Source organism: Nonomuraea sp. NPDC050310, from assembly GCF_040655795.1.
Lineage (GTDB): Bacteria > Actinomycetota > Actinomycetes > Streptosporangiales > Streptosporangiaceae > Nonomuraea.
The window spans coordinates 165,193-190,221 of sequence record NZ_JBFAKP010000013.1 but is presented as its reverse complement, the minus strand read 5'-3'; the positions used below and the strand labels follow the sequence as shown (position 1 = coordinate 190,221).

Here is a 25,029-nt window from a genome sequence, read left to right as displayed (position 1 = left end):
GACGAGTGCGAACAGACCCTCCGCGGCCATGACCGCCGGCAGACGGCTGACCCATCCACGCGATCAAAACCGAGCACCTCCTGGTCGGTCTCTTGTTCGGTGAGGTCCTTTGGGACCGCAGTGGTTGCCTGGCCCAGGCGCATCCGTCCGACCTTCGGCAGCGCTTCGTCTCAGCGATCCAGTCCGCCGCCACGGGCGAGTCGGTCGCCGAGTTCCAGCGCAGCTTGGACATGGACGATTGACTGACGTTCATTGCGTGTGTTGCCCCTGCGGAATGCCCGCCGGGGCAACAACGCTTCGCGCGCCCTTGGCGTCGCAGCTTCGGTACGACCTCAACCTTGTGTCCGCGAGGACCATGAGCAGCACTCTGCAGCGTTCCCTCGCTAGGTGCCTCTTCGAGCCTTCCGTCACTGTTCGTGAACGTCTAATGATTGTCTAATCCCGCGAGAACGTCCGCCTACGTGCAGACGCGCGCGAGACATTGGACATTGGACGATTACGCAACGTCATCGCAGGTGGCTCGCCAGCGCCCATGCCGGACCTGCTGCACTCCGCCGGATTCTTGGAGTCGGGCCAGTCGCCAGTACACCCATTGGCGGCTCTTGCCCGAGCCTTCCACCAGAGCGGGTACCGAGGTCCCTTCCGGAGGCGCGGCGCGCAGGAGTGTCAGGAGCGTCTCCTCGGCGGCTCCCCCGTTCTCTGGACGGGTGTGGGGTTCAGGGTTGGCTGCCGGTTCTGGCAGATGGCGTTCGAGCGCTTGGGACGACACCGCATCGAGGGCCGGTCTGTGGGGCACGTGGCCCTCAACGGTGAACGCGACTCGTTCGTCGTTGAGGAGGTAGGTGCGGGCGCGGCGGGCGGTGTCGTGCTCAGGGCACGAGATGAGGAATTTGCCGGGGGCGTCGAGTTTGTGGGCGTGCCAGCCGGCTTTGAGCATGCCTTGGCCCATGATCAGGTCGACGTCGCGTTGTTCGCGGACGCGGAAGGCGATCCGGATGTCCATCTGGGAGCGGACGGCTCCCTGGCCCATGGCCTTTTGGGAGGGGCGTTGGGTGGCGGCGATGAGTTGGACGGCTACGGCTCGGCCGCGGCGGGCGATGGAGTCAGCGTGCCGTACCGCCTGAGGGGCTTCGTCGACGAGTTCGGCGTACTCGTCGGCCAGGATGATCAGGGCGGGGGCGTGTGGGGTGGGGTGCCAGGTGCGTTCGGTGTGGCGGGCCAGGTGGTCGGCGCGGGCGTCGAGGACGGTGACGGCGTCGGCGAGCAGGGCGGCTGCCTCCTCGGGGGTGGTGGCCAGCCGGTCCAGGCAGGACGCCCACGGCAGCAGTTCCATGCCGCGTTTGAGGTCGATGCCCCAGATGAGGGCGTCGGGGCAGGCGGTCAGTTCGCCGAGCAGGACGTTGACGCCGCCGCTTTTGCCGGCTCCGGCGACGCCGCCGATGAGGGCGTGGCGGTGCAGCAGCGGCACGCGTACGGGGCTGCCGTCTTCGAACAGGCCGAGTTTGGCGGGCTGGGTGATGGAGGTGATCGACGGTCCCGGCCAGGTGATGGCGCTGGCGTGCGGGTCGGTTTCGATGACGCGGACGTCGGCGCGGTGGGCGTGCTTGGTCGGGACGGGTTGGATGCGGACGGCGCCGTGGCGGGAGCCGAGCGCTGATTCCATGGCGGGGATGCGGCTGACGGCGTCTTCGACGGTCTGGCCGCGCGCCAGGGCCAGGCGGAAGCGGTAGCCCCACAGGTCGACCACCGCTGATTGGATGCGGGAGCCGGTCAGGCCGATGCTGTCGGCGATGTCGGGCCAGGCGGCCAGGGTGCGTTCGACGCGGACGCGGGCGCGGCGGCGGCGGTGTGCCCACCACGGCACCGCCAGCACCGTCGCGCCGACGGCCAGCAGCGCGGGCAGGGGTGTGGTGAGGGGGCCGGCGAGCATGGCGGAGGCCAGCCACCCGCCGAGGAACGCCACCACGGTGATCGCGTAGCCGCGCTCCACCGGACGGGTCAGATTCCCCCACCTTCCGAACAGCGCGATTCCTGCCGCTGCGGCGGCGGTGAGGAGCAAGACGGTGGGCCACCAGGTGGGGCTGTGGCGGCGCAGGAGCGCGCCGGCTGCGAGGGTGAGGGCGGCCAGGGTGAATGGTGCGAGTTCTGAGCGGTAGCGCCAGGCGGCGCGGGTGATGCCGGTGATGATGAGCGGGGCGAGGTTGAGGTCGTCGCTGATGGAGGCGGTGGGCAGGATGCCGTAGCGGCGCATCCGGCGGGCGTTGCGCCGCAGTTGGTGGCGGGTGGTGCGGCTTCTAGGCATCGGCGCCTGCGGTTTGGGCGGCGATCTCGTCGCGCAGGTACCAGCACGGGTCGGGCTCGCCGTCCTGGTGGGCGGCGAGGGTGGCGCGGGCGGCGGCCAGGAGGTTGGCGTGCTTCATACGGGCGGCGCGGATGCCAGCTCGTAGGTGAAGGAGCTCGCGGATCAGCGGGTGGGGGTCGTCGAGTGCGGTAGTCGTTTGCCGCCGTCTGGTCAGGGCGTTGAGCTGGGTGGTGCGGGGGTTGAGATCCTCCTGCGGGTCTATGGGTTCTGCGCTGGCGGGTTGGGTCATTAGGCATCCCTCCTTCGCGTGGGGGTCGGGGTCGGGTTCGGTGCGGGGGTTGCGTTCATCAGGTCTCCGTCTTGTGGTCAGCGGTCGGCGAGCCAGGACAGGGCGGCGTCGATGGCCTGCTGGATATCGGGGGCGAGGGTGGTGGCGGCGAGCAGGAACCCGCAGGTGAGCGCGGTGAGGGCGTGCCATAGGCGCAGGCCGAGGTGGCGCCAGGCGACGAAGACGATCGCGGCCAGGATGGCTACCAGGGGGACGGTCACGGTCATGGGTCGATCACCTCCCTTTCAGAGGCCGTCGTGCAGGGCCTTGCGGCGGTGCCAGCGGGCGCGGTTGCGGCACTTGACGCATCGCTTCGCCTGGGTGTCGGTGGCGGCGCCGCAGGGGCAGCCGCCGATCATGGTGCGGGGGATGTCACGGGTCATCGAGTTCACCTCCTCTGGCGGGTGTCGTGGTCGTGGTGGGTGTGGGTGCCGAGCAGGAGACGGGTGAGTTGCTCGTCCATGCGGGTGGGGGCGGGGTCGAGGTGCCGGCGGCTGTCTTCGCGGCGGATCGAGATGACCAGCACGGTGAAGAGCAGCAACGTGGCAGCGGCCATGACCAGCGCGAGCAGCACGATCAAGAGCGGGATGTTCATCGATTACCGCCGATGATTAAGCGGTCGTAGTCAGCGTGCGACATGGATGATCAGCTCCTTCCTGGTCAGCGCCTTGAGCAGGGTGGGAAGGTGCGGGCAGGCGTCCAGGGCGTCGGCGGCGACTCGGGCGCTAATCACGACCACCACGCAGATGGCGGCGAGCGACGGGTGCGGGAGCAGTCCGTCAGGCCAGTTGTCCAGAGCGTCCGCTACTGCGCGAAGCGCGGTGATCGCTGCTTTGAAGCCTCTGAGCTGGTTCATCGCGGCTACTCCCTTCCATCTCTCGCGTCCCACTGGTGCGAAAGTAGGCGTCGAGGAAGGGGTGGCCCCAGCTCATGATGTGATCTTGCAGTGAGATCATCCGGATCTTGCGACGAGATACTCGCGATCACGCGGTGAGATGAATCCCTGGTCACAGCGCATGGAAAGACCCCCGGCAGGACCGTGGGAACGCGCGCTCTGGGGAACGCGGCCAGTCCTGCCGGGGGCGTTAGTGATCAGGTACGGCAGCGCGGAGGGGGTGGACACTTCCAGCGGCCCCGGAGAGCCGGAAGGTGCCGCGCTGCCGTACCCGCGAGGGGTCTGGTGATGCGTTGACGGGATGCCTCTCCCCCTGCGCCAGGAGAGGGTCAGGTCGCATCACCAGACCCGGTCGGTGGAGGCTCGAAACCGGCGGGCAGGTAAAGCTCGATCACGGCCTGCCCGTCGGCGCACTTGAGCGCCTCATCCCAGGACCCGTAGAACCAAATGATCAGGTCGAGAACATAGTCCGGACTGAGACGCTGGGATCGGGGCGAGACGTACATGGCTACGTCCTCACCTTGATCGTCTCGGACGCTGATGGGATACCCGGCGTCGTGGTGGACTGGCGAGCGAGGCGTACGGCGGCGCGCTCGTGGTCGGTGGCTGCCTGCCATGCCCAGGTCGGCCGTTCGTGGCGGCTCTCGCGAGTGCACAACCACCAGTACGTGACTCCGTCGGTCCAGACGTTCAGACCAGTCCTCAACATGACGACGGCGAGCCCGAATCCATCATTCACCCGACTGGCGAGGCCGTGGCCCCGCAGTTCACGGGAGAGCGCCTCTGCCGAATGGCGTGGACCCGCGAGGACCATCCGACGTACGCCACTACATGAATCCATCTCGCCGCCTCCCAGAGCTCAGGCACGTTGTGAGCGAATGCCATGCCCGTCGTCCTGACAGGCTCGTTGCGCTGGTGTGAGGTTTCCAAGCAAAATCGTCTGCGCTAATCTCGCCGTGATATCTCACGGTGTGATGGACTAGAGACGCTTTACCTTTGCCTTGCAGGCGCGCAATCACGGGAACGGAACGCCGCCATGGTGATGGATCACGGCCATATCCGACAGGTATTAGAAGGCGTTTTCACACGTCAGGACATGTCCGACGTATGTCAACGCCGCGACCTCGGAGGCGATCCGCATCCTCAACAAGTACGGCATCACGCAGGGCCAGATTGCCGGTCTTACCGGGATCACCCAGGGACGCATCAGCGAGTACAAAACGGGCAAGCGCGTAGCGAGCGCCAAGTCTACATTTGAAGCATTCGCTGACGGTTTGGGCATGCCTGCGCATCTGCGTAGGGCTCTGGGGCTAGCGTCCAGTGGCAGCGATGATGCCCAACGCGTCAGGGATGGGCTGCAAGTCCCGACTGACACGTTCGATTTGCAGCTCCTGGCTGAAGCGATCGGCAAAAGGGGCGAAGCGTTGAACCGCCGTGAACTGCTGGGCATGGTCGCCCAACTGGGCGCAACCACCACACTGGCGCAGAGTGAAGCGTGGGAGAAAGTCTCCTTCGCACTGGCCAAACCATCCGCACTCGATGAGTCAATCGTCCGGGAGATGGAGTCGAGGTCCGCAGGATTCCATCGACTAGAAGAGATGCTCCCCGCTCATTCGATCTTCAAGGGGCTCGCGGCCCACCTCCGGGAGGTTGGGACGATCCTCAACGGGACACCCTTCGGACCCCAAGGATCAGCTACGGCGACGATTGATCGTCGTAGCGGGTGAGAGCAGCGTTCTGGCCGGCTGGCTCGCCTCGGACCTGGGGAGCCCGTCAACAGCTCGCAACTTCTACGACACCGCTGAGAAAGCGGCCAAGGAAGCCGACGATCCGGGGATCATCGCCTGCGCCTACGGATACCGGAGCTACATTCCGAGCTCCAAGGGTGTACATGGGCGAGCGCGGGCGCTGTTGGCAAACGCCCTGGAACTGCTTCCCCAGGCGGCATCCCCCGGAACTACGTCATGGCTGGCGGCCCGCCATGCCGAGGAGAGCGCAGCCCTAGGCGACAAGGAATCGGCTGTCCGGTCCTGGACTGCCGCGGAAGACGCGTTCAACATCGCGATCCGGAAGAGGACCGAGTCTGGACCCGATTCCTGGACCAAGACCGCTTCGACTCCTTCCGGATCGCGACGTTCTCCCGCGTGGGCCGGCTAGGTGAAGCCGAAGACCTGGCACGAGCGGTCATCTCCCGACTTCCCGAAGTCGACCGGAAACGTGCGGGCATCATCCTCGGCGATATCGCGACAGCGCACATCGTTCACGGGTCAATCAACGAAGCCGCCCGAGCGGCGCGCGAAGGATTGACCATCGTCCGGGAGACGGAATCGGTGATCTGGCTGCCACGCTTCGAGGTACTGGCCAAGTCCTTGGAACAATGGCGGACGCAGCAGCCGGTTAGGCTGTTCCTTGAGGATCTAGGTTTGACTAAGCGCCAGTTCTCTGCGTCTCGTCACTGATCCATCGCAGGTATTCCGCGCTGCCTTGGACGATTTCCATAGCCACGATCTGCGGGGTTTCGTAGCTGTGCTGCGATTTGATGTGACTCTCAAGCTCACCAAGCAGAGCGGTGGTGGTCATGATGACTAGTTGCCACTCCTCTTCATCGCGTAGAGCACCTTTCCACCAGTAGAACGACCTGATCGGTCCCACAAGTTGAACGCCGGCGGCCAGGCGCTGCTCCGTGATGCTTCGAGCCAGGGCGGTGCCTTGCTCCATGTCGGGCACGGTCGTGACGACCTGCATGCAACCCTTCAACTCAGTTCCCCTTGAGTCGTAAGGCGTAGGTTTCCCGTACACGATCCCATGTCCCAGCCTCTATCCCTCTGCGCATTCGATCGCTCAGATCCGAGGAACGTCGAGTGGCTGAGGTGCGCTTAATCTTCCCGCCCGCCACTTCCAGACAGCCCCGAGCAGACCGAGGGCCATGGGCCAAGGTTGCTCTTCTGGGAGGGCGCTCCAGCCTGGCCCTTTGCCCGCTTGCCCTCCGAATGGGACGAGGCAGACGGGAGAAGATGTGCAGGAAGTGGATCACTTCCCGAGCGACCAGGCGACATGGGATGCTCTCGGTCGTGTCTGAGCCAGACGAGCCCGTACTTCAGCGTCCTCCCAAGCCCCACCCAGAGGGCAAGGTCGCGCGTGAGTGGGGAAGCGCCTTCATCGTCTTCGGGTGCGGCCTCTCCTTCTTGACCTTGCTGGTGGCTGGAGGAGCTATGCCATGGTCGTGGCACGCGACGCTCCTGGTCACCGCATTGATCGGCGTGGGACTCCGCATCGAGGGCGCCCTCCGAGACCAAAGACGTCCGTAGAGCGGGCGTGCCCGTTGCGTGCCCGACAGGGCAAGGAGCAAGGGTGACTCACGAGGGGTCACAGTCCCAAGGCGTCTCTAGGGCGCTGCCCATCTGCCGGCAATTGCCTCAGCTCGAACCGGGCGCTCCGGTTCTGTCAGTGCGTTCTGTTGTAGTGAGGCGACTCTGTCGGACCGACCTGGAGCACATCGAGTGGACCGCGCCACCTGGAGCTCATTCCTCCACCGCTGGAACGAGGATTGCCTCGCCTGCCCCGACTACGCGGACATCATCCCGGACGGGTGGGCGGGTTTCCCGCCCGCCACCGAGGAGCAAGTGACCGTGGTGGAAGGCCGTCTGGGTGTACGGCTTCCGCCGTCATTACGGGAGTTTCTCCTGTTCTCCAACGGCTGGGGCCACACGATGAACTTCGTGGAAGGGATCCGCAGTGCGGAGGAGCTGGGCTGGGTGCGCGATTTGGACCCGATGTGGTGTGAGCACCTTGAGGGGGCGGAAGAAGAGGCTGCGATCTTCCAGAGGGGGTTGCTGATCTGCACCGAGGCGGACGCGGGATGCTTGTTCCTCGACCCGGGCGATGTGGACGAGCGTGGTGAGTGGGCGGCTTACGAGGTGTTCTCGTGGATGGCCGAAGCCCCGCGGCGGCATGACTCCTTCTACGACCTGATGTACAGCATGTTCGCGGCCTTTCACCATCTTGAGCGCCCGCAGTGCGCGACCCAGCGGGAGTGGGACTCGAAGGTTGAGCAGGCGCGACGGGCGGCTCTCGCCGGTGCTCTTGACGAGGCGGAGCCTGTGCTCAGGGAGGCCGCGGCGTTCGGTCGGGACCGCGCACGGGTTCTGCTCTTCCAGATCGACGCCTTGGTTGGCGGCCAGGACACCGGGCTGGTGGTGTCGGCGCTCTCTCGCGGAGGGCGACCAGCCGGAACCTGGGAGCTCGACGGCTCACTCGTCGCCGCCGAGATACTGCCCGTCCTCCATCTTGAGCACCTTCGAACCAATCATCATCTCCAGAGTTCCACATTCTCCCACCTGCGGAAGTACGGCACGGAGCCGATCAAGCAGCTCGTCGGCGACTACCTCGCCAAGGCGGGCGAGGCTGGGTTTCGGGTCGTCGTGGGCAACGCCGAGTTCGACGCGGCTGTGCAGGCCGCGATTGCCGATCCGGACACGGCTTGGCCGCGTATTCGGGAGGCGCTCGCGCTCTGGCGTCCGTTGAGCGAGGACCACATCGCCCCTGCGAGCCTGATGGCCGATCCACGGCTTGCCGGGCTGATCACTCCTGAGCGTGGGAGGGAGATTTTGATGACGCGTCGGGGCTGAGGGGTGTTCCTTCACGCTGTCCTCAGGCTCGGCCAGCCCGGGCGCACCAGCTTGGGGGCAGTTCGCGTGGACCGCAAGCAGCAGCGGCACTTGTTCGCCGCCGGGTTTGCCGGCCCATTCCGCCCGGTGAGCGACATGGTGCTCGGGCTGCCGGGCCGTACGCGTGATGAAGGCAAGCCCGGCTGCGGGACAGAGCTCCAGGATTACCGGATCGCTCACCGGTGTGCGCGCCAGCAGTCTGATACGGGACGCAGCGACTGCTGCATTGAGCCTGTCCCCCTGGTTGTCGAGGCCCCGAACGCCTCGATTTTCCGTGTACGGTCGCCAGCTTCGTGGGTCACCAGGTGAGTGTGATCTCGTCGTTGAGTACCTTCGCGGCGTTGGTGAGGCGGGCGTCGTTGAGGAGCTTGATCGTGTTCAGCCGGCCTCGGCGCGTTTCGATGATCTTGTTTTGGTACTCCGTGTGCACCGCCTGGCGGATGCCGTAGTAGTTGACGTCTCGGCGGCAGGTGGAGTCTGCGAGCGCGGTACGGGTCTCCTCCGGTGTGCCTCGGGGCAGTTTTAGGTGGTCGTTCGCCGCGGTCGTCATCCAGCGCGGGTCGCTTATCGCGTCGGATGTGGTCCGGTAGTGGAAGCCCGCTCGCTTCATGCAGTCGCTCCAGGAGCGCTCAGCCGTCGCGATCCGCTCGTCCCGAACGGCCGCCTCGGCGGCGGCGGACGCCAGCTCGACGATCTCGTCTTGGTTGAACCGCTTTGCGATCTCGGCGGCGGGGACATCCTTTGCTCCTTGGTTGAGCACTCCGTCGACCTTCGCGTCGCATCCGCCGGGCGGCACTGCCTTGCCGCGGAATCGTTCGACCTTTCCGGACAGGACGCGGAACTGGTCATCCGTCACCAGGTACGGCTCGAAGCCGTCCATCGCCTTTGACGACTTGTAACCGGGTGGTCCGGCGTAGCCGTACTGCCCGACCTGCTGTCCTTCGAGCCATCCCAGGTAACCGGCGTTCCGGGGGTAGATCGGTGGTTCGACGGCCGGCGGCTGGAAATCGAGCTGATAGTGCCGCAGGCATTCGGTTATCAATCTGAACCGGGCGCGCAGCACCTGTGCGTGATCGGCCGGGGCGAGCTCGTAGGCATCTAACGGCAGCATCAGATCGGCTGACGACTTGGGGGTGGCGATGTCGTCCCCGAACAGGCCACCGACCAGGCCGCAATCCGTCAGCGTGGCTCCGCACAGCGCAACCAGCGCACTCCTGATGCTTCTCTGCACCGTCGTGAAGATCATGAGTTCTTTGTAGCCGACCGGCGGGTGTTCCGTCGGTGGCGCATCGAGGCCGCCGGCGCGCCCGCTGCCGGACGCTACGGAGCCGAGGGAACGAGCAGCGGTCTCGGCTCGGCCGCGTACACAGGACCCGCAGGGCGGTCGACTTGCCCGTGCCCGACATCCCGTGACCAAGTCCGGCCAGCCCCCGGTTCAGGCGCCGCGCAGCGGGGCGACGGAGGAGCGCACGACGAGGCGGGAGCTCAGCGTGTGCATCTCCCTGCGCGGCTCGGCTCCCGCGATGGTGTCGAGCAGCACCTCGGCCGCCTTCGCGCCCAGCTCGTGCACGGGCTGCTCGATCATCGTGAGGGGCGGCTCCATGACCGCCGCCCACGAGCTGTCGTCGAAGCCGATCAGCGCCACGTCACGCGGGCAGGACAGGCCTGCCGTCCTGAAGGCGCGGAGCGCGCCGGTTACCGCGTCGGTCTCGGTGCAGAACACCGCGGTGATCCGGTCGGGAAGGGCCAGCATTCTGGCGACCTCCCCCGGCACCCGCTCCTCCGTCTTGCGTCCGACCATCACGAGGTCGGGGTCGAAGGGGATGCGGGCGTCGTCGAGGGCGTCGAGGTAGCCGCGCAGGCGCTCGCCGTCCGTCCACAGGTTGCGGGAGGCGGCGGTGAGCAGCCCGCGCCTGGTGGCGGGGGCCTGCGCCACCGGCGGCCCCCAGACGAAGCCGATGCGGCGGTGACCTGCTGCTATGAGGGTCTCCACGGCCTCCCTCGCCGCTGCGCGGTTGTCGATGACGACCGCGTCGAGGTCGAGCGAGGCGACCGCGCGGTCGACGAGGACGACGGGGATGCCCCGGTCCATCGCCGCCTTGATGTGGGCGACCTCCGTACGGTCGACGGCGGCCGAGGCGATGATGACGCCGTCGACCCGCTTGTCGATGAGCACGTTCGTCGCCGCGACCTCCTCCTCGAGTTCCTCGTAGGTGCTCAGCACGATCGTGTCGAAGCCCCTGGCACGTGAGGTGTCGGAGATCCCGCGCACGACACCGGCGAAGAACGGGTTGCCGATGTCGGCGACGATCACGCCGAGGGTGTGGCTCACCCCTGTCGACATGCTGCGGGCCAGCGCGTTGGCCCGGTAACCGAGCTTCTCGGCCGCCGCGAGCACCCGTTCACGCAGTTCGGGGCTGACATACCCATACCCGCCGAGCGTCCTGGCCGCCGTGGCGCGGCCGACCCCCGCCTCGGCGGCCACCTCGGAGATCGTCGGCGACCCCGCCACACGGCCCCGGTCAGCTGGCATGGATGACGTCCCTCATCTCTCGTGTTCGGCGGCTGCCCACATGCTAGCCACGGTCGCCCTGTCCGGGGCTCTGCCGTGGCCGAAGGCCCCTTCGACGAAGCACTGCTCGTAGGCGGCCGCGGCGCCGTCGTGCAGAGCGCGCTCGATCGCGTCCGGCTCGGGAGCGGCCCCTTCGGCCTTCGCCGACCAGCCGCCACGCAGCAGGGAGACGGCGAATCCGGCCAGGAAGGCGTCACCGCAGCCCATGGTGTCGACCACCTGCTCCTGCTCCACCGGGCGCGCGGGGGCCGCCACCGTGACGCGGCCGTCGTGAGCGATCGCCCCCCGCACGCCGCGGGTGGCGAGCGCCATCCGCGCGCCCCGCCGTACGGCGTCGGCCAGCAGGGCGCGCGTCGCGGCCTCGCCGAGGTGGGAGCACGACAGCAGCACCAGGTCGGCGTGCGGGCAGACGCGGTCGAGATAGGAGGGGGTGCGGTACTCCTCCTCGCTCGAGAGGTCGAAGCTCACGAGCGGGCCGCGCCCTGCCAGCTTGGGCAACTCGCTCTCGCTGCGCGAGTAGACGCTCGAGTGGACGAGGTCGAAGGACGACGCGTAGTCGAGCAGGTCGCCTTCGAGCACGAGCGGCTCGCTGACCGTGACGCCGCCGCCGTTCCACCCGAGGAAGATCCGGTCGCCGTCGTCCACCCGCAGGGTGGAGACGCCGCTCTCCCCCTGTCTGACCACGCAGCGGTCGACGGCGACCCCCTGGGCAGCGATCGATTCGCGCAGGAAGGCGCCGAGGTCGTCGTCGCCGAACACCCCGAGATAGGCCGCTTCCAGGCCGAGCCTGCGCGCGTAGACGGCGACGTTGACGCTGTTGCCGCCCGGATAGTCGATGCCGCGGTCGACGAACCGGTCGACGATGTTGTCACCGAAGCCGAGGACTCTCATGGTTCTCCTGTGCGCGGGCGAGTGAGGGCGAGGGAGCGCGCCCCGCCCAGGTGGTGCGGACGGGGCGCAGGGGTGCTCAGTACTCCATGACCCGGTAGTAGCGGCGCAGGTCGAGCGAGTGGTCGCGGACGCGCTCCAGGTGCTTGCTGACCCTGCTCAGCACGGTGTCGAGGACCAGTGGCGCGAGCAGGCCGCGGAACTCGGGGCTGATCCCCTCGAGCGGGTAGTCACGGGTGTCGAAGACGGTGACGTCGTCCGAGACCCGCCTGGCGAAGGCCTCGACCCGGTCGGTGAGGGCGCGCGTCTCGTCCTCGCCCTGGAAGATGACCACGCTGGTGTCCTTCTCGATCAGCTCGAGCGAGCCGTGGAAGAACTCGGCGCTGTGCACCCTGGTGGTGCGCAGCCACTGCATCTCCTCGAGGATGCACATCGAGTAGAGGTAGGTGAAGCCCCAGAGGTTTCCGCCGCCGACGAGGAAGTGGTAGTCGGTGTCCTGGTGTGCCTCGGCGAAGCCGGCGGCCACGGGCTCGGCCTGTTTCGCGACCTCGACGAGGACGCCGGGGATGCCCGCGAGCTCGTCGGCGAGCTTCTCGTAGCCGTCGAACTCGCCCCTGCGGGCCAGCAGCCGTCCCATGAACAGCAGCATCTGCAGGTCGAAGGGCCAGGTCTTCGGCTCGGAGACGAGCGCCACGTCGACGCTCTGGGCGACGGGCGAGTCGGCGTAGCCGGTGAAACCGACCGTGTAGGCGCCCTTGGCCTTGCAGTACTCGATGGCGCGGATGCTGTCGTCGGTCGTGCCCGAGACCGAGGTGAAGATCACCACGGAGCGCTCACCCAGGGTGGCGTCACCGGAGACGATCAGCTCCGCCGCGATCGCCGAGCGCACGGGCAGGCTGGAGGCCCGCCTGGCGAGGTGCTCGTACGGCCACATCTGGGCGTATGTCCCGCCCGCGCCGACGAGGAAGAGGTTGTCGAACCCCTCGTCCACGAGGCGGTCGACGAGCTTCTCGATCTGGGGGCGCAGTGCCACCGCGCTCGCCGTCTGAGAGAGGAATTCGGGCTCGTTGAATCCGAGCATCATCGCGTCCTTTCGGGAGTGTGCGGCCAACCTGAGACCGGTATCACGCGGCCATCACGCTGACACAGCGCCGCTATCGACGTCAATACAGCAGCTCAACGCCACAACATTAAAGATCTTGCGCTTGAGTCTGGTACCGGTATCAGTTCGTCTGTACAGTCAGCCCTCACCAAGCGGATCTGAGGTGCCACTGCACCGGCGGTCCCCTCTCCCCCCGAGAGAAAGGAAGCCCATGCGCCCACTGACGACGTTCGCGGCACTGCTCGGAACGCTCGCCCTCACCGGCTGTGCCGGTGGCTCGGGCGAGGCTCCCGCAGCCGACGTCACGGCGAAGCCGGAGTTCTCCGGCACGCTCAGCATCCTCACCAAGTTCGCCGGCGAACCGCTGAGCCCGTACTTCGAGAAGCTCGCGGCCGCCTACGAGAAGAACCATCCGGGGGTGAAGGTCGAGCTCATCCAGGAGACCGACCAGAGCATCAAGGACAAGTCGAAGACGCTGACCGCCTCCGGCGCGCTGCCTGACATCTACTTCTCATGGACCGGCAACTGGGCGGAGAACTACGTCCGCGGCGGTCGCGCGGCCGACCTCACCAAGGTGATCGGCCCCGACACCGAGTGGGGCAAGTCCTTCAGCAAGGCCTCCCTGTCGGCCTTCGCCTATGACGGCCGCTACTACGGGATCCCGCTCTACAACAACGGCAAGTTCATGGGCTACAACAAGGCCGCCTTCACCAAGGCGGGCGTCAAGCCGCCCACCAGCTTCGAGGAGCTCATCAGCAGCTGCGCCACCCTGCGCAAGGCCGGCTACGAGCCCATCGCCTTCGGCAACAAGGACGGCTGGCCCGCGCTGCACTACCTCCAGCAGCTGTTCGCCTACAACGTGCCGAACGCCACCCTGCGCGCCGACTTCCACCCCTCGACGGCCAAGCTGGACGACCCCGGCTACGTCGCCGCGCTCAAGCAGTTCAAGACCCTCGTCGACACCTGCACCGACACGGGCAGCGGCACCAACGGCGTGCTCTACACCTCCGCACAGGAGGCCTTCTCCAACGGCAAGGCCGCCATGTACTACCAGGAGATCCTGGAGTTCGACAACGCGACGGCCGGCCGCGGGCTGACCCCCGAGGAGTTCGGCATCTTCCCGCTGCCGGTTCCCTCCGGCGCCGCGGGCAACCCCAAGGCGATCGAAGGGGCGCCCGAGGGCTACCTGGTCAACGCCAAGTCGCCGCGTGCCGCGCTCGCCGTCGACTTCATGAAGTTCGTCACCGAGCAGGAGAACGCGAAGACCCTCTCCGCTCCCCCGTACGGCCAGCCCAGCACGGTCGTCGGCGCCGTCACCCCCGACACCTCGAGCAAGGCCGTCTTCGAGGGCATCGAGCTGGTCAACCAGGCACCCGAGCTGGTCAGCTGGCTGGACATGGTGACGGTTCCCGAGGTGGCCGACGCATGGCTGGCGGGCGGCGAGGCGCTCATCACCGGCGCCAAGCGGCCCGAGCAGGTGCTCGAGAGCGTCCGCCAGGCCTCAGAGTCTGCCCAGTAGTCCGGTGCGCGCCATCGTCCAGCGGACGCTCGGGCTCGCGTGGGTCGTCCCCGCCCTCGTGCTCGTCGGGGTGTTCGTCTACCTGCCGCTCGTGCAGAACTTCGGGTTCAGCGCGCTCAAGTGGGACATCTACAGCGGGGACCAGGAGTTCGTCGGGCTCGACAACTACACCAAGCTCCTCGACGACCCGATCTTCTGGTCCTCGTTCGGGAACAACCTGCTCTACGCGGTGGTCTCGATCGTCTTCCAGGTCTTCGGCGCGCTGCTGCTGGCCGCGCTCATCGAGAGCGTCCGCAGCGACCGGTGGCGGCGCAGCCTCAGGGCGATCTACTTCCTCCCGTCGGCGATCTCGCTGACGGTCGCCGGCCTGCTCTTCTACTTCATCTACGAGCCGAACCTCGGCCCGCTCAACCACGCGCTCGAGGCGGTGGGGCTCGGGCTGTTCGACCAGTCGTGGCTGGGCCAGGAGAGCACCGCGATGTTCGCGATCATCGCGATGAGCCAGTGGCAGGGCTTCGGCTACTCCACCCTGCTGTTCGCCGTCGCGATCCAGCGCATCCCCTCCGAGCTGTACGGCGCCGCCGCCATCGACGGCACCGGGCCGATCCGCCGTTTCGTCCACGTCACCGTGCCCCTGGTGCGCGAGATGACCGGGCTCATGACGATGGTGACCATCTCAGGGGCTTTCCAGGTGTTCAACGAGGTCATGGTCATGACCAGCGGAGGGCCGAACAACTCGACGCAGGTCATGGGCACGTGGCTCTACCGCAGCGGGTTCGTCCGCAACAACTTCGGCTACGCCGCGGCCATCGCGACGGTGATCTTCGTGGTCACGCTCGGCATCGCCATGGCGCAGCTGTGGGTCACTCGCAGACGAAGGGTGGAATGGTGAAGCGCCTGAGCTTCCTCGGCGTGATCGCACGCGTTTTCCTGTGGGCCTTCCTCCTCGGCCTCGCGGTGATCGTGCTCTACCCGCTGCTGTGGATGGCGCTCAACGGGTTCAAGACCAACGCCGAGCTGTTCGGCAACCCGTTCGCCCTGCCCGTCGACTGGAGCTTCACGAACTACCAGAAGGCATGGAACAGGGGGGTGAACGACTACCTCACCACCAGCGTGCTCGTCACGGTGACCTCCACGATCGCCACGGTCTTCATCAGCGCGTGGGCCGCCTACGGCCTCACCAGGGTCACCATCCCCTTCAACAAGACGATCACCGCGCTGATCCTCGGCGGGCTCATGCTCGCCCCGACCGTGGCGCTCGTGCCGCTGGTGAAGATGTTCCAGGCGATGGGGCTGTACAACAGCTTCTGGGCGCTGCTCATCCTGTACACCGCCTTCCGCGTGCCGTTCACCACCTTCCTCATCCGCGCCTACATGATCGATCTCCCGCGCGAGGTCGACGAGGCCGCCGAGATGGACGGTGCGGGCCGGTGGACCGCCTTCTGGCGCATCATCCTGCCGATGAGCAAACCGATCATCACCTCGACGGTCCTGCTGCACGTCCTGTTCGCCTGGAACGAGTACCTCTTCGCGATGGTGTTCACCAGCGGCAGCGGTGTGCAGACCCTTCCCGTGGGTCTGACCAGCCTGATGAGCAAGCACGGCACGGAGTATCCCGTCGTCTTCGCCGGCATGGTGATCGCGGCCGTCCCCGTGGTGCTGCTCTTCATCTTCGGCCAGCGTTACATCGTCAAAGGTCTCGCCGACGGCATCGGCAAGTGACGGAGCTCGCCATGACACTCTCACTCCAGCGGCTCACCGGCTCGAACTTCGCCTACCACCTGCTGCCGTTCGAGCGCTTCCTCGACGACGCCGCCGAGCTGGGCCGCGAGAAGCTGGAGCTGTGGGGCATCGCGCCGCAGTTCCACATCCCGCAGGTGAGCGACGCCGAGGCGCGGGCCGTACGGCGAAGCGCGCAGGCGCGCGGGCTCAGCGTGCACTGCCTCACGCCCGAGCAGGTGATGTACCCGGTCAACGTGGCCTCGCCCGTCACCTGGCTGCGCGCGGCGAGCATCGCCATGTTCCGCCGCGCCGCCGAACTGGCCGCGGAGCTCGGAGCGGAGCTGCTCCTGCTGACCCCGGGCCGCGGCTTCGAGGACGAGCCGCCGCAGGCGGCATGGCGCCGCTCCGTGGACGCGATCGGCGAGATCGCCGCCTACGCGGGGAGCCTCGGGGTGACCTGCGTGGTGGAGCCGCTGCAGCGGGTGGAGTCGAACCTCGTCAACGACTCGCGGACACTGGCCAGGATGCTCGACGAGATCGGCTCGGCGAACGTCGGCGCCGTGCTCGACACGGTCGGCATGGCGGTGGCCGGCGAGAGCGTCGACGACTACTTCGACTCTCTCGGCGACAGGGTGCGCCACGTGCACCTCATCGACGGCAGCCCCGCGGGCCACCTGGCGTGGGGCGACGGCGAGCTCCCGCTCGCCGACTACCTGGCCGCGCTGGAGCGCAGAGGGTACGGCGGGAGCATGACCTTCGAGCTCTTCGGCGACGGCACCTACGCGTTCGACCCCCGGCCCGTCGTGGAGCGCTGCCTGTCGGCGGTGACCTCCGCACTGCCGGCATAGGGCAGGAGGCTGCCGGAGGCGGGACCGCGCCCTGACAGGTCGATCGGCAGGGCCATTGGACAGCCCGTCACCGGGCCCACGATGCTGAGGGCATGGAGCAGCGGATCATCGGCAGGACCGGCCGGCGGGTGTCGGTCATCGGGCTGGGCACGTGGCAGCTCGGCGCGGACTGGGGCCAGGTGGAGGAGAAGGACGCGCTGGCGCTCCTCGACACGGCCGTCGAGGAGGGAGTGACCTTCTTCGACACCGCCGACGTGTACGGCGACGGCCGCAGCGAGCAGTTGATCGGCGCCTACCTGCGCGAGCGCCCCGACGCCGACGTCGTGGTCGCCACCAAGATGGGCCGCAGGGCGGCGCTCGACCCCGCCCACTACACCCTCGACAACTTCCGCGCCTGGACCGACAGGTCCCGCGCCAACCTCGGGACGGACCGTCTCGACCTGGTGCAGCTGCACTGCCCGCCCACACCGGTCTACTCCTCCGACGCGGTCTTCGACGCGCTGGACACCCTGGTCGAGGAGGGCAGGATCGCCGCCTACGGGGTGAGCGTGGAGAGCTGTGAGGAGGCGCTGACCGCGATCGCGCGGCCGGGCACGGCCAGCGTGCAGATCATCTTCAACGTGTTCAGGCTCAAGCCGCTCGAGCGGGTACTGCCCGCCGCGGCCGAGGCGGGGGTGGGGATCATCGCCCGCGTGCCGCTGGCCTCGGGGCTGCTGTCCGGCGCGTACACCAAGGACACCGTCTTCGCCGCCGACGACCACCGCACCTACAACCGGCACGGCGAGTCGTTCGACCAGGGCGAGACGTTCTCCGGCGTGGACTTCGCGACCGGCGTCGAGGCGGCCGTGGAGTTCTCCGCGCTGGCCCCCGAAGGCGCCACGCCCGCGCAGACCGCGCTGCGCTGGATCATCCAGCAGCCTGGCGTGACCACGGTCATCCCTGGCGCCCGTTCACCCGAGCAGGCCAGGGCCAACGCGGCGGCCGCCGCACTGGCTCCTCTGCCCGAGGCGACGCTGCGGGCCGTACGGGAGATCTATGACGGGCGGATCCGCGCACAGGTGCACCACCGCTGGTAGCCGCTCACGCCCGCCGGGGTTCGGTAGTTCTTCCGCCTCCCCGGAGCTGAGGGGCGGTGCTCTGCTTGGGGGCCGGCCGAGGAGGGGGTTGTGGTGACACGGGTGCCGGGGGCGCGGGAGGAGTTGGATCGGGCTCGGGATTGGCTCTGCGGGCAGGTGCGGGGGCTGGTTGCGGAGGTTTCGGGCGATCCGGGGGCGCGGGTTCGGGTGCCGGAGCAGCCGGAGATCGGGGCCTGGGAGGAGAGCGGGGAGGCGCTTCGGTTCCAGTACTCGCTGCATGTGCAGGGGGTGGAGGCCAGGGCCGGAGTTGGGGATCTGGTCGCCGCGGTCGAGGGGTGGCTGGGGGCGGCGGGGTGGGTGGTTTCGCGGGTGGTGCCTGAGCGGCCGCCGCATCCGTGGAGCGTGGAGGCCGAGGCCGGCACGGGGGACACGGGGTGGCGGCTGCGGGTGAGTGGGCGGGGAGAGTCCGTGGCGGTGTGGGGGTGTACGCCGGTGGTGGCGCTGCATGAGCCGCGGAGTGAGGAGCCGGCGCCGCCAGGGTGCCCGGGGTGTGGGCAGGGGTTGCGGTGGGTGCCGCTGGCGAACGGGCGGGCGCGGCGGCGGGGTGGGACGGCGCGGCGGCTCAGGCCTGAGGTGTGGTGGGTTTGTTCGGGGTGCGGGTGGGTTGGGGTTCAGGCGCATGAGGGTGAAGAGCTGCGGGTGATGCGGTACCTGCAGGAGGACGGGGACTGCTACCGGTGCGGGGAAGAGCAGGTTCTTGTCGCCGGCGAGGCCGTCATGGATGAGGAGGGGATGCTTCGGGACTGGGTGGTGTGCATGAGCTGCGGGGTGAGTAACGGCCGGCGGTGGGATCCCCGGCGAGGGGTGGGCTGAGGGTCGGGGAGCGCCGGTATTTGGTGTTGCTAGGTACTGGTAGTCGGTGTTACTTTGTAGTGGTACCTAGCGACACCGAATAGGCGGGTGCCCTCGTGGGTAAGCAGTTGACCGAGATGCTCAAGGGCACGCTGGAAGGCATCGTGCTGGCGATCCTGGCCGTCCGGCCCGCGTATGGGTACGAGATCACGGCCCGGTTGCGGGAGCAGGGGTTCGTCGAGATCGCGGAGGGGACGATCTACGCCCTCCTTGTCCGGATCGAGCAGCGCGGGCTGGTGGACGTGGAGAGGGTGACCTCCGAGAAGGGGCCGCCGCGGAAGGTGTACTCGCTCAACACCGAGGGGCGGGCGGCACTGGATGAGTTCTGGGCGAACTGGGACTTCCTTGCCGAACGCATCGGACAGCTTCATGAAGGGGACAGCCGGAGATGACCACCGAGCCGAACGAGAAGAAGAGCTCGTTGCGCCACTACCTGGAGAAGGTCACGGGGCCGCTGGAGGACAAGAAGCGGTACCGGAACTACCGGGCGCGGGTGCAGCGGTTGCCGGCGGAGTACCGGGCCGCGGTCGAGGCGCTGCAGCGGTACATGACGCAGTTCGGGCCGACCGACGACGCCGAGAGCCTGCTGCAGATGCTGGACGACCTTGTGGAGTTGTTCGAGCAGAGTGCGGCGGATCGGACGCCGCTGCGGGTTGTGGTCGGGCATGACCCGGCGGAGTTCGCCGAGGCGTTCCTGAACAACTACGCGGGCGGGGGCTGGGTCAGTCGCGAGCGGGACCGGCTCAACCAGGCGATCGAGGAAGCAGCAGGCGATCAGTAAGCCGTACAGCCAAGACAGACAGCACGGATGAGAGAGACGGGACTCCCCCATGACCACCCTCCAAGCGCACGCCCCGGCGATTCACGTCAAGGGGCTGCGCAAGTCGTACAAAGACCTGCAAGTACTGCGCGGCGTCGACTTCGACGTGGCGCGGGGCAGCATCTTCGCCCTGCTCGGCTCCAACGGGGCCGGCAAGACCACGGCGGTGAAGATCCTGTCCACCCTGCTCAAGGCCGACGCGGGTACGGCCAGCGTCAACGGGTTCGACGTCGCGAAGAAGGCGGCGGACGTGCGTGAGTCGATCAGCCTGACCGGCCAGTTCGCGGCGGTGGACGAGGTGCTGAGCGGGCGGGAGAACCTGATGCTGGTGGCTCGGCTGCGGCACCTGAAGGATCCGGGCCGGATCGCGGACGACCTGCTCGCGCGCTTCTCGCTGACCGAGGCGGGCGGGCGGCGGGTGGGGACGTACTCGGGCGGCATGCGCCGCCGGCTCGACATCGCGATGAGCCTGATCGGCGACCCGCCGGTGATCTTCCTCGACGAGCCGACCACCGGCCTCGACCCCCAGGCCCGCATCGAGGTCTGGGACGCGGTCAAGGAGCTCGCCGGACGCGGCACCACCGTGCTGCTGACCACGCAGTACCTCGACGAGGCCGAGCAGCTCGCGGATCGCATCGCGATCCTGCACGAGGGCCGGATCATCGTCAACGGCACCCTCGCCGAACTGAAGCAGCTCCTCCCCCCGGCCAAGGTCGAGTACGTGGAGAAGCAGCCCACCCTCGAAGACGTCTTCCTCTCCCTCGTCGGCACCCCCGGAAAGGCCTCCTGATGTCCAGGCACTTCTTCAGCGACACGACCGCCCTGCTGGGCCGGTCGTTGCGGCACATCATGCGCAGCCCCGACACGATCATCACGACGACGATCATGCCGATCGCGTTCCTGCTGCTGTTCGTGTACGTGTTCGGCGGGGCGATCAAGACCGGCTCGGGGGCGTACGTCGACTACCTGCTGCCGGGCATCCTGCTCATCACGGTCGCCTCGGGCGTGGCCTACACGGCCTACCGGCTCTTCCTCGACATGAAGGGCGGCATCTTCGAGCGGTTCCAGTCGATGCCGATCGCCCGCTCGTCGGTGTTGTGGGCCCACGTGCTGACCTCGGTGGTCGCGAACGTGATCTCGCTGGTGGTGGTCGTGCTGGTCGCGCTGCTGATGGGGTTCCGCTCGGGGGCGGGCGTGCTGGCCTGGCTGGCGGTCGCGGGGATCATGTTGCTGTTCACGCTGGCGCTGACCTGGTTGGCGATCATTCCGGGGCTGACCGCTAAGACGGTCGAGGGGGCGAGCGCGTTCTCCTACCCGCTCATCTTCCTGCCCTTCCTGAGCTCGGCCTTCGTCCCCACCGACAGCATGTCCGGACCGGTGCGCTTCTTCGCCGAGCACCAGCCGGTGACCGCGATCGTGAACGCGATCCGGGCGCTGTTCGACCAGCAGCCGGTCGGCACCGACATCTGGATCGCGCTCGCGTGGTGTGTCGGGCTCCTGGTCGTGGTGTTCGGCTTCGCGATGCGGATCTACCGCCGCAAGGTGTCCTGACCCCCTGCCTTTTCGGAAAAGCGGATCCCTGGATCCCATCGAGTAATATCGCGATTGGAGCACGCTCGTGAGCGAAGCCGTCCACACCCTCGCCGCCATGCCGACCGCGCGCCGCGCCGGCTGTCCCTTCGACCCGCCCGCTGAGCTTCTCGAAGCCCGTGAGCACAGCCCGATCAGCCGCCTGAGGTTCCCCGACGGGCACGAGGGCTGGGTGGTCACCGGGTACGACCTGATCAGGTCCGTCCTGGTGGACACGCGGTTCAGCTCGCGCAAGGAGCTCATGCGGCACCACCCGCTCATCGACTACGGCGACATCGAGGTACCGCCCGCGCCGCCCGGCGAGTTCCTGCTGATGGACGACCCCAGGCACAGCAGGTACCGCAAGCCGCTGGCGGGCCGGTTCACCGCCCGGCGGATGCGGCTGCTGGCCGAGCGCATCGAGGAGATCACCACCCAGCACCTCGACGCCCTGGAGCAGGCCGGGCCGGGCTCCGACCTGGTGGCCGCCTTCGCCAAGCCGATCCCGGCCATGGTCATCTGCGAACTGCTCGGCGTGCCGTACGAGGATCGGGGACGGTTCCAGAGCCAGGTCGAGTCCTTCCTGAGCGGGGAGACCGACGACGAGACGTTGATCGCGGCCTACGTCGCGACCCAGGAGTACCTCGCCGAACTGGTCGCGGCCAAGCGCGCCAACCCCACCGACGACATCCTCAGCGAGCTCACCGAGACAGACCTCGACGACGAGGAACTGCGCGGGGTCGCGCTGATCCTGCTCGCGGCCGGGTTCGACACCACCGCCAACACGCTCGCGCTCGGCACGTACGCGCTGCTGCGCAACCCGGAGCAGTTGGCCGCGCTGCGCGCCGAGCCTGAGCTGGCCGACACGGCTGTGGAGGAGTTGCTGCGCTTCCTGACCGTCGCCAGGTCCTCTCAGCGGGTGGCTCTGGAGGATGTCGAGCTCGGCGGTCAGCTCATCGAGGCGGGGACGATGGTCATCCTGTCCTACAACACCGCGAACCGGGACCCTGAGCGGTTCAGCGATCCGCACCGGCTGGACGTGCGGCGGCAGGAGGGCGGGCATCTGGCCTTCGGGCACGGGATCCACCTGTGCCTGGGGGCGCAGCTCGCCCGGGTGGAGATGCGGATCGCGCTGCCGGCGTTGTTCGACCGGTTTCCGACGTTGCGGCTGGCCGTACCGGAGGAGGAGATCGTGCTTCGGCCGGAGTTCGCGGACATCTACGGGGTCAAGAGCCTGCCGGTGGCCTGGGACGTCTGAGGTCAGAGGGTCTGCTGACGGCGGAAGGCGGTCGGGGTGACGCCGGTCCAGCGGGTGAAGGCCCTGGTGAAGTAGGACGGGTCGGGGTAGCCGACCGCGCCGGCCACCTGGGCGATGGGGAGGTCGGTTCCGGCCAAGAGGGACTTGGCGCGGTCGAGCCGGAGCCGGGTGAGGTAGTCGGTGGGGGTCGAGCCGGTGAGGCGGCGGACCGCGGTGGCTAGGGTGTCGCGGGAGACCGAGAGCTCGCGGGCTACGGCGGCCATGCTGACGGGGCGGGCGGCGTCGCGGGCGAGGATCTCCAGAGCGCGCCGCCCGATGTCCCGCCGGGTATGGGAAAGCACCGACAAACCGGCGGACGCGGCGGAGCCGGGGTAGGTCTCGATGCCGACGGTGGTGATCAGGGTGTGCAGGGCGGCGACCCCGGACACGTGGCGGGCGAGGGTGTCGGGCTGTCCGGCCAGGTCGAGGAGCCGGTCGAAGGCGGCCTCCGTCTCCCGCCGGTCGACCGGGACGACCAGGGCGGGGCCGCCGCCGAGGTAACCGAGGTCCTCGTAGCGGCCCGCGGCGGGTCCCTCGAACAGCACCCAGCGCTCCGACCAGCCCGACGGCCCGGGGCCGTAGGTGTGCGGGATGCCGGGCGGCAGCCAGAAGAACGAGCCCGCCGTCACCGGCTGCCCGGGCCGTCCCCGGAGGGCGACCCGCCCGGACCCCTCGGTGACGAACACCCCGGCGTACCCGGTCAGCACGCGTCCGGTCTGGCTCGCACGCTGGCCGGTGATCCAGCCGACGCCGGTGACGGCCAGGCCCAGGGCGAGGACCTCGGTGGGTGGGGTGAGGTAGTGGGCGACGGCGGCCACGAGTTGTGCTCCCCTGGTCGACAGGAGTCCTGATTCCAGCGGATCCAGTCCATGGCCTGGTGATCGGTCCAGGCTGAAGGATGATTCGCATGCACGATAGCCGACTTGCCACTTCGACAGGAGTCCTGACCTCCAACGGGTACCGGCTCGATCCGCGCCGGCTGGGCCGCTTGGAGCCGGTGGCCGACCGCACTGACCTCACCGCCCTGCGCGCCCGGTTCCGGCGCGACGGGTACCTGTTCCTGCCGGGGTTCTTCGACCGGGAGACCGTCCTCGGGTTCCGGCGGCACTACTTCACCCGGCTGGCGTCCAGCGGGCTGACCAGGCCGGGGACCGACCCGGGTGAGGGGATCGCGGCGGCGTCCGGGGCGGTCGACCGGGAGGTGCTGCGGCGGGTGCTGTTCGGGGAGCTCGTTCCGGGGCCGGAGTACGAGGCGCTGTGCCGCGATCCCCGGCTGGTGGCCTTTCACCGGTGGTTTCTGGGCGCCGACGAGCTGCATCTGCACCGGCGGAAGATCATCCGGCACGTCGGTCCCGGCGAGTCGGGGATCGGCACCGCGACGCAGGCCCACTACGACCTGGTCTACCTGCGCGAGGGCAGTGACCAGGTGCTGTCGTCGTGGATCCCGCTGGGTGACATCCCGGTCAGTCGCGGGCCGCTGATCTACCTGGAGGGCAGCCATCACCGCGTGCTGGCGGAGGAGGCCGCCGGGACGTTGAAGCGCCCGGCCGCGTCCATGACCGCGGACCTGCCGGCCCTGGCTGAGCAGTACGACAGCAGGTGGCTTGTCACCGGCTTCGCGGCCGGGGATCTGATGATCCACAACGCGCACGTCATCCATGCCTCGCTGGACAACCACGACGCGGGCGGGGTGTTCCGCCTGTCCACCGACATCCGCTACCAGTCCGCCGCCGAGGCCATCGACCGGCGCTGGCAGCAGCACTGGCACGACCGGGACGGGCTGTGAACTCACTCGTCGAGCAGGCGGGCGAGCCGGTCCCAGGCCGGAGAGGAGGCGCCGGGCTGGGTCTGGGCGGCCAGGCGGGCGACGGCCTCGTTGTGGACCGGCTGGGTCTCGGACTCGGAGGCGTGGCCGGTGAACCAGGCGCGGGTGCGGGCGGCGAGTTCGGGGAGCCGGGGGTCGTCCGGGTGCCAGTGGAAGGCGGCGTCGTGGTCGAGGTAGAGGGCGCGGAAGTCGGGGTCGTCGATCAGCCGGCGCTTCTCGGTGACCCAGCGGGCCGCGTCCTCGGGTGAGGCGTTCTGCATGAGGATCCAGCCGTCGCGTTCGACCTGGATGGCGCGTTCGCTGACGCCGAGGGCGCGGAGCTGGTCGAGGTAGTCGGCGACCTCGGGGGTGACGAAGAGGCGGTCGCCGCCGCGCAGCCGGGCCAGTTGCTCGCGGGCCCGGGCCAGCTCGGCCATGCGGTGCTGGATCTGCGCGTCGATCTCGGTGATGGCGGCGGCGAGGGTGTCGGGGTCGGCGTCGAGCAGTTCCTTGGCGCGGGCCAGGGGCACGCCGGCGTCGGCCAGGATCCTGATCTTGACGAGGGTGACGGCGTCCTGGGCGGTGTAGCGGCGGTAGCCGGAGGCGTCGCGCTCCGGCTCGGCGAACAGGCCGCGGTCGTGGTAGTGGCGGATCGCCTTGGCGGTCACTCCGGCGTAGTCCGCCAACTGGCCGATCGTGAACATGAGG

General features: G+C 68.3%; 28 protein-coding genes. 14 read left to right on the top strand and 14 right to left on the bottom strand.

Features of this window, described 5'->3' with window-relative positions:
* Nucleotides 1-496: 496 nt before the first annotated feature.
* The 7 genes from AB0I67_RS27690 to AB0I67_RS27660 all read right to left on the bottom strand — a co-directional run bounded on the left by AB0I67_RS27690 (nucleotide 497) and on the right by AB0I67_RS27660 (nucleotide 4,031).
* Nucleotides 497-2,302 carry a cell division protein FtsK gene (locus AB0I67_RS27690; RefSeq protein ID WP_357928887.1) on the bottom strand — a complete coding sequence of 602 codons (1,806 nt, stop codon included), beginning with the start codon at nucleotides 2,300-2,302 and terminating at the stop codon, nucleotides 497-499.
* The gene (locus AB0I67_RS27685; protein ID WP_357928884.1) at nucleotides 2,295-2,591 is read right to left on the bottom strand and encodes a hypothetical protein; all 297 of its coding nucleotides are present in this window, start codon (nucleotides 2,589-2,591) and stop codon (nucleotides 2,295-2,297) included. Before AB0I67_RS27685 ends, AB0I67_RS27690 begins: the two co-directional genes overlap by 8 nt.
* A gap of 77 nt (nucleotides 2,592-2,668) precedes the next feature.
* Nucleotides 2,669-2,857, bottom strand: a complete 189-nt coding sequence (locus AB0I67_RS27680) for a hypothetical protein (RefSeq protein ID WP_357928881.1) — start codon at nucleotides 2,855-2,857, stop codon at nucleotides 2,669-2,671.
* Between the two features lie 18 nt (nucleotides 2,858-2,875).
* Nucleotides 2,876-3,013, bottom strand: coding sequence for a hypothetical protein (locus AB0I67_RS27675; RefSeq protein ID WP_357928878.1), 138 nt, complete (start codon nucleotides 3,011-3,013; stop codon nucleotides 2,876-2,878).
* A gap of 5 nt (nucleotides 3,014-3,018) precedes the next feature.
* A complete protein-coding gene (locus AB0I67_RS27670; RefSeq protein ID WP_357928875.1) occupies nucleotides 3,019-3,225 on the bottom strand; it encodes a hypothetical protein in 207 nt (68 codons plus the stop codon).
* Nucleotides 3,226-3,255: 30 nt separating this feature from the next.
* On the bottom strand, nucleotides 3,256-3,486 hold the full coding sequence (locus tag AB0I67_RS27665; protein ID WP_357928872.1) for a hypothetical protein: 231 nt from the start codon (nucleotides 3,484-3,486) through the stop codon (nucleotides 3,256-3,258).
* Between the two features lie 368 nt (nucleotides 3,487-3,854).
* Nucleotides 3,855-4,031 carry a hypothetical protein gene (locus tag AB0I67_RS27660; RefSeq protein WP_357928870.1) on the bottom strand — a complete coding sequence of 59 codons (177 nt, stop codon included), beginning with the start codon at nucleotides 4,029-4,031 and terminating at the stop codon, nucleotides 3,855-3,857.
* Nucleotides 4,032-4,658: 627 nt separating this feature from the next.
* On the opposite strand from AB0I67_RS27660, the gene AB0I67_RS27655 reads away from it, so the two are divergent.
* Nucleotides 4,659-5,252 (top strand): helix-turn-helix transcriptional regulator, encoded by a 594-nt coding sequence (locus tag AB0I67_RS27655; protein ID WP_357928952.1) that lies wholly within the window; start codon nucleotides 4,659-4,661, stop codon nucleotides 5,250-5,252.
* A 417-nt stretch (nucleotides 5,253-5,669) separates the two neighbouring features.
* Complete coding sequence (locus AB0I67_RS27650) at nucleotides 5,670-5,984, top strand: hypothetical protein (protein WP_357928867.1); 315 nt, start codon at nucleotides 5,670-5,672, stop codon at nucleotides 5,982-5,984.
* On the opposite strand, the gene cutA is transcribed toward AB0I67_RS27650, so the two are convergent.
* On the bottom strand, nucleotides 5,953-6,270 hold the full coding sequence (cutA, locus tag AB0I67_RS27645; protein ID WP_357928865.1) for a divalent-cation tolerance protein CutA: 318 nt from the start codon (nucleotides 6,268-6,270) through the stop codon (nucleotides 5,953-5,955). The genes AB0I67_RS27650 and cutA overlap by 32 nt on opposite strands.
* A gap of 755 nt (nucleotides 6,271-7,025) precedes the next feature.
* Here cutA and AB0I67_RS27640 point away from each other — a divergent pair.
* Complete coding sequence (locus AB0I67_RS27640; RefSeq protein ID WP_357928862.1) at nucleotides 7,026-8,153, top strand: SMI1/KNR4 family protein; 1,128 nt, start codon at nucleotides 7,026-7,028, stop codon at nucleotides 8,151-8,153.
* 337 nt (nucleotides 8,154-8,490) lie between these two features.
* On the opposite strand, the gene AB0I67_RS27635 is transcribed toward AB0I67_RS27640, so the two are convergent.
* The 4 genes from AB0I67_RS27635 to AB0I67_RS27620 form a co-directional block, all read right to left on the bottom strand.
* Nucleotides 8,491-9,438, bottom strand: coding sequence for a hypothetical protein (locus AB0I67_RS27635; RefSeq protein WP_357928860.1), 948 nt, complete (start codon nucleotides 9,436-9,438; stop codon nucleotides 8,491-8,493).
* Nucleotides 9,439-9,627: 189 nt separating this feature from the next.
* Nucleotides 9,628-10,725, bottom strand: a complete 1,098-nt coding sequence (locus AB0I67_RS27630) for a LacI family DNA-binding transcriptional regulator (protein ID WP_357928857.1) — start codon at nucleotides 10,723-10,725, stop codon at nucleotides 9,628-9,630.
* Between the two features lie 12 nt (nucleotides 10,726-10,737).
* Entirely contained in the window at nucleotides 10,738-11,655 is a 918-nt protein-coding gene (locus AB0I67_RS27625; protein ID WP_357928854.1) for a PfkB family carbohydrate kinase, read from the bottom strand.
* A gap of 76 nt (nucleotides 11,656-11,731) precedes the next feature.
* On the bottom strand, nucleotides 11,732-12,736 hold the full coding sequence (locus AB0I67_RS27620; RefSeq protein ID WP_357928852.1) for an SIS domain-containing protein: 1,005 nt from the start codon (nucleotides 12,734-12,736) through the stop codon (nucleotides 11,732-11,734).
* Nucleotides 12,737-12,965: 229 nt separating this feature from the next.
* On the opposite strand from AB0I67_RS27620, the gene AB0I67_RS27615 reads away from it, so the two are divergent.
* The 10 genes from AB0I67_RS27615 (at nucleotide 12,966) to AB0I67_RS27570 (ending at nucleotide 22,478) form a co-directional block, all read left to right on the top strand.
* The gene (locus AB0I67_RS27615; protein ID WP_357928849.1) at nucleotides 12,966-14,273 is read left to right on the top strand and encodes an ABC transporter substrate-binding protein; all 1,308 of its coding nucleotides are present in this window, start codon (nucleotides 12,966-12,968) and stop codon (nucleotides 14,271-14,273) included.
* A 4-nt stretch (nucleotides 14,274-14,277) separates the two neighbouring features.
* A complete protein-coding gene (locus tag AB0I67_RS27610) occupies nucleotides 14,278-15,165 on the top strand; it encodes a sugar ABC transporter permease (protein WP_357928847.1) in 888 nt (295 codons plus the stop codon).
* Between the two features lie 20 nt (nucleotides 15,166-15,185).
* Nucleotides 15,186-15,995, top strand: a complete 810-nt coding sequence (locus AB0I67_RS27605; protein ID WP_357928844.1) for a carbohydrate ABC transporter permease — start codon at nucleotides 15,186-15,188, stop codon at nucleotides 15,993-15,995.
* Between the two features lie 11 nt (nucleotides 15,996-16,006).
* A complete protein-coding gene (locus AB0I67_RS27600) occupies nucleotides 16,007-16,843 on the top strand; it encodes a TIM barrel protein (RefSeq protein ID WP_357928841.1) in 837 nt (278 codons plus the stop codon).
* Between the two features lie 92 nt (nucleotides 16,844-16,935).
* Nucleotides 16,936-17,919 (top strand): aldo/keto reductase, encoded by a 984-nt coding sequence (locus AB0I67_RS27595; protein WP_357928839.1) that lies wholly within the window; start codon nucleotides 16,936-16,938, stop codon nucleotides 17,917-17,919.
* Nucleotides 17,920-18,887: 968 nt separating this feature from the next.
* Entirely contained in the window at nucleotides 18,888-19,223 is a 336-nt protein-coding gene (locus tag AB0I67_RS27590) for a PadR family transcriptional regulator (protein ID WP_357928836.1), read from the top strand.
* Nucleotides 19,220-19,612 (top strand): DUF1048 domain-containing protein, encoded by a 393-nt coding sequence (locus AB0I67_RS27585; protein WP_357928833.1) that lies wholly within the window; start codon nucleotides 19,220-19,222, stop codon nucleotides 19,610-19,612. Before AB0I67_RS27590 ends, AB0I67_RS27585 begins: the two co-directional genes overlap by 4 nt.
* 49 nt (nucleotides 19,613-19,661) lie before the next feature.
* On the top strand, nucleotides 19,662-20,441 hold the full coding sequence (locus tag AB0I67_RS27580) for an ATP-binding cassette domain-containing protein (protein WP_357928830.1): 780 nt from the start codon (nucleotides 19,662-19,664) through the stop codon (nucleotides 20,439-20,441).
* Nucleotides 20,441-21,202, top strand: a complete 762-nt coding sequence (locus tag AB0I67_RS27575; protein ID WP_357928827.1) for an ABC transporter permease — start codon at nucleotides 20,441-20,443, stop codon at nucleotides 21,200-21,202. The genes AB0I67_RS27580 and AB0I67_RS27575 overlap by 1 nt, the downstream gene beginning before the upstream one ends.
* A gap of 67 nt (nucleotides 21,203-21,269) precedes the next feature.
* Nucleotides 21,270-22,478: a cytochrome P450 gene (locus AB0I67_RS27570; protein ID WP_357928824.1), complete on the top strand. Its 1,209-nt coding sequence runs from the start codon at nucleotides 21,270-21,272 to the stop codon at nucleotides 22,476-22,478.
* Nucleotides 22,479-22,480: 2 nt separating this feature from the next.
* Here the strand turns inward: AB0I67_RS27570 and AB0I67_RS27565 are convergent, their stop codons facing one another.
* Nucleotides 22,481-23,335 carry an AraC family transcriptional regulator gene (locus AB0I67_RS27565; protein WP_357928822.1) on the bottom strand — a complete coding sequence of 285 codons (855 nt, stop codon included), beginning with the start codon at nucleotides 23,333-23,335 and terminating at the stop codon, nucleotides 22,481-22,483.
* Nucleotides 23,336-23,424: 89 nt separating this feature from the next.
* Here AB0I67_RS27565 and AB0I67_RS27560 point away from each other — a divergent pair, with 89 nt between their 5' ends.
* Nucleotides 23,425-24,303, top strand: coding sequence for a phytanoyl-CoA dioxygenase family protein (locus tag AB0I67_RS27560; protein ID WP_357928819.1), 879 nt, complete (start codon nucleotides 23,425-23,427; stop codon nucleotides 24,301-24,303).
* A 2-nt stretch (nucleotides 24,304-24,305) separates the two neighbouring features.
* Here AB0I67_RS27560 and AB0I67_RS27555 read toward each other — a convergent pair whose 3' ends face one another.
* Entirely contained in the window at nucleotides 24,306-25,025 is a 720-nt protein-coding gene (locus AB0I67_RS27555; RefSeq protein ID WP_357928816.1) for a MerR family transcriptional regulator, read from the bottom strand.
* Nucleotides 25,026-25,029 lie beyond the last annotated feature (4 nt).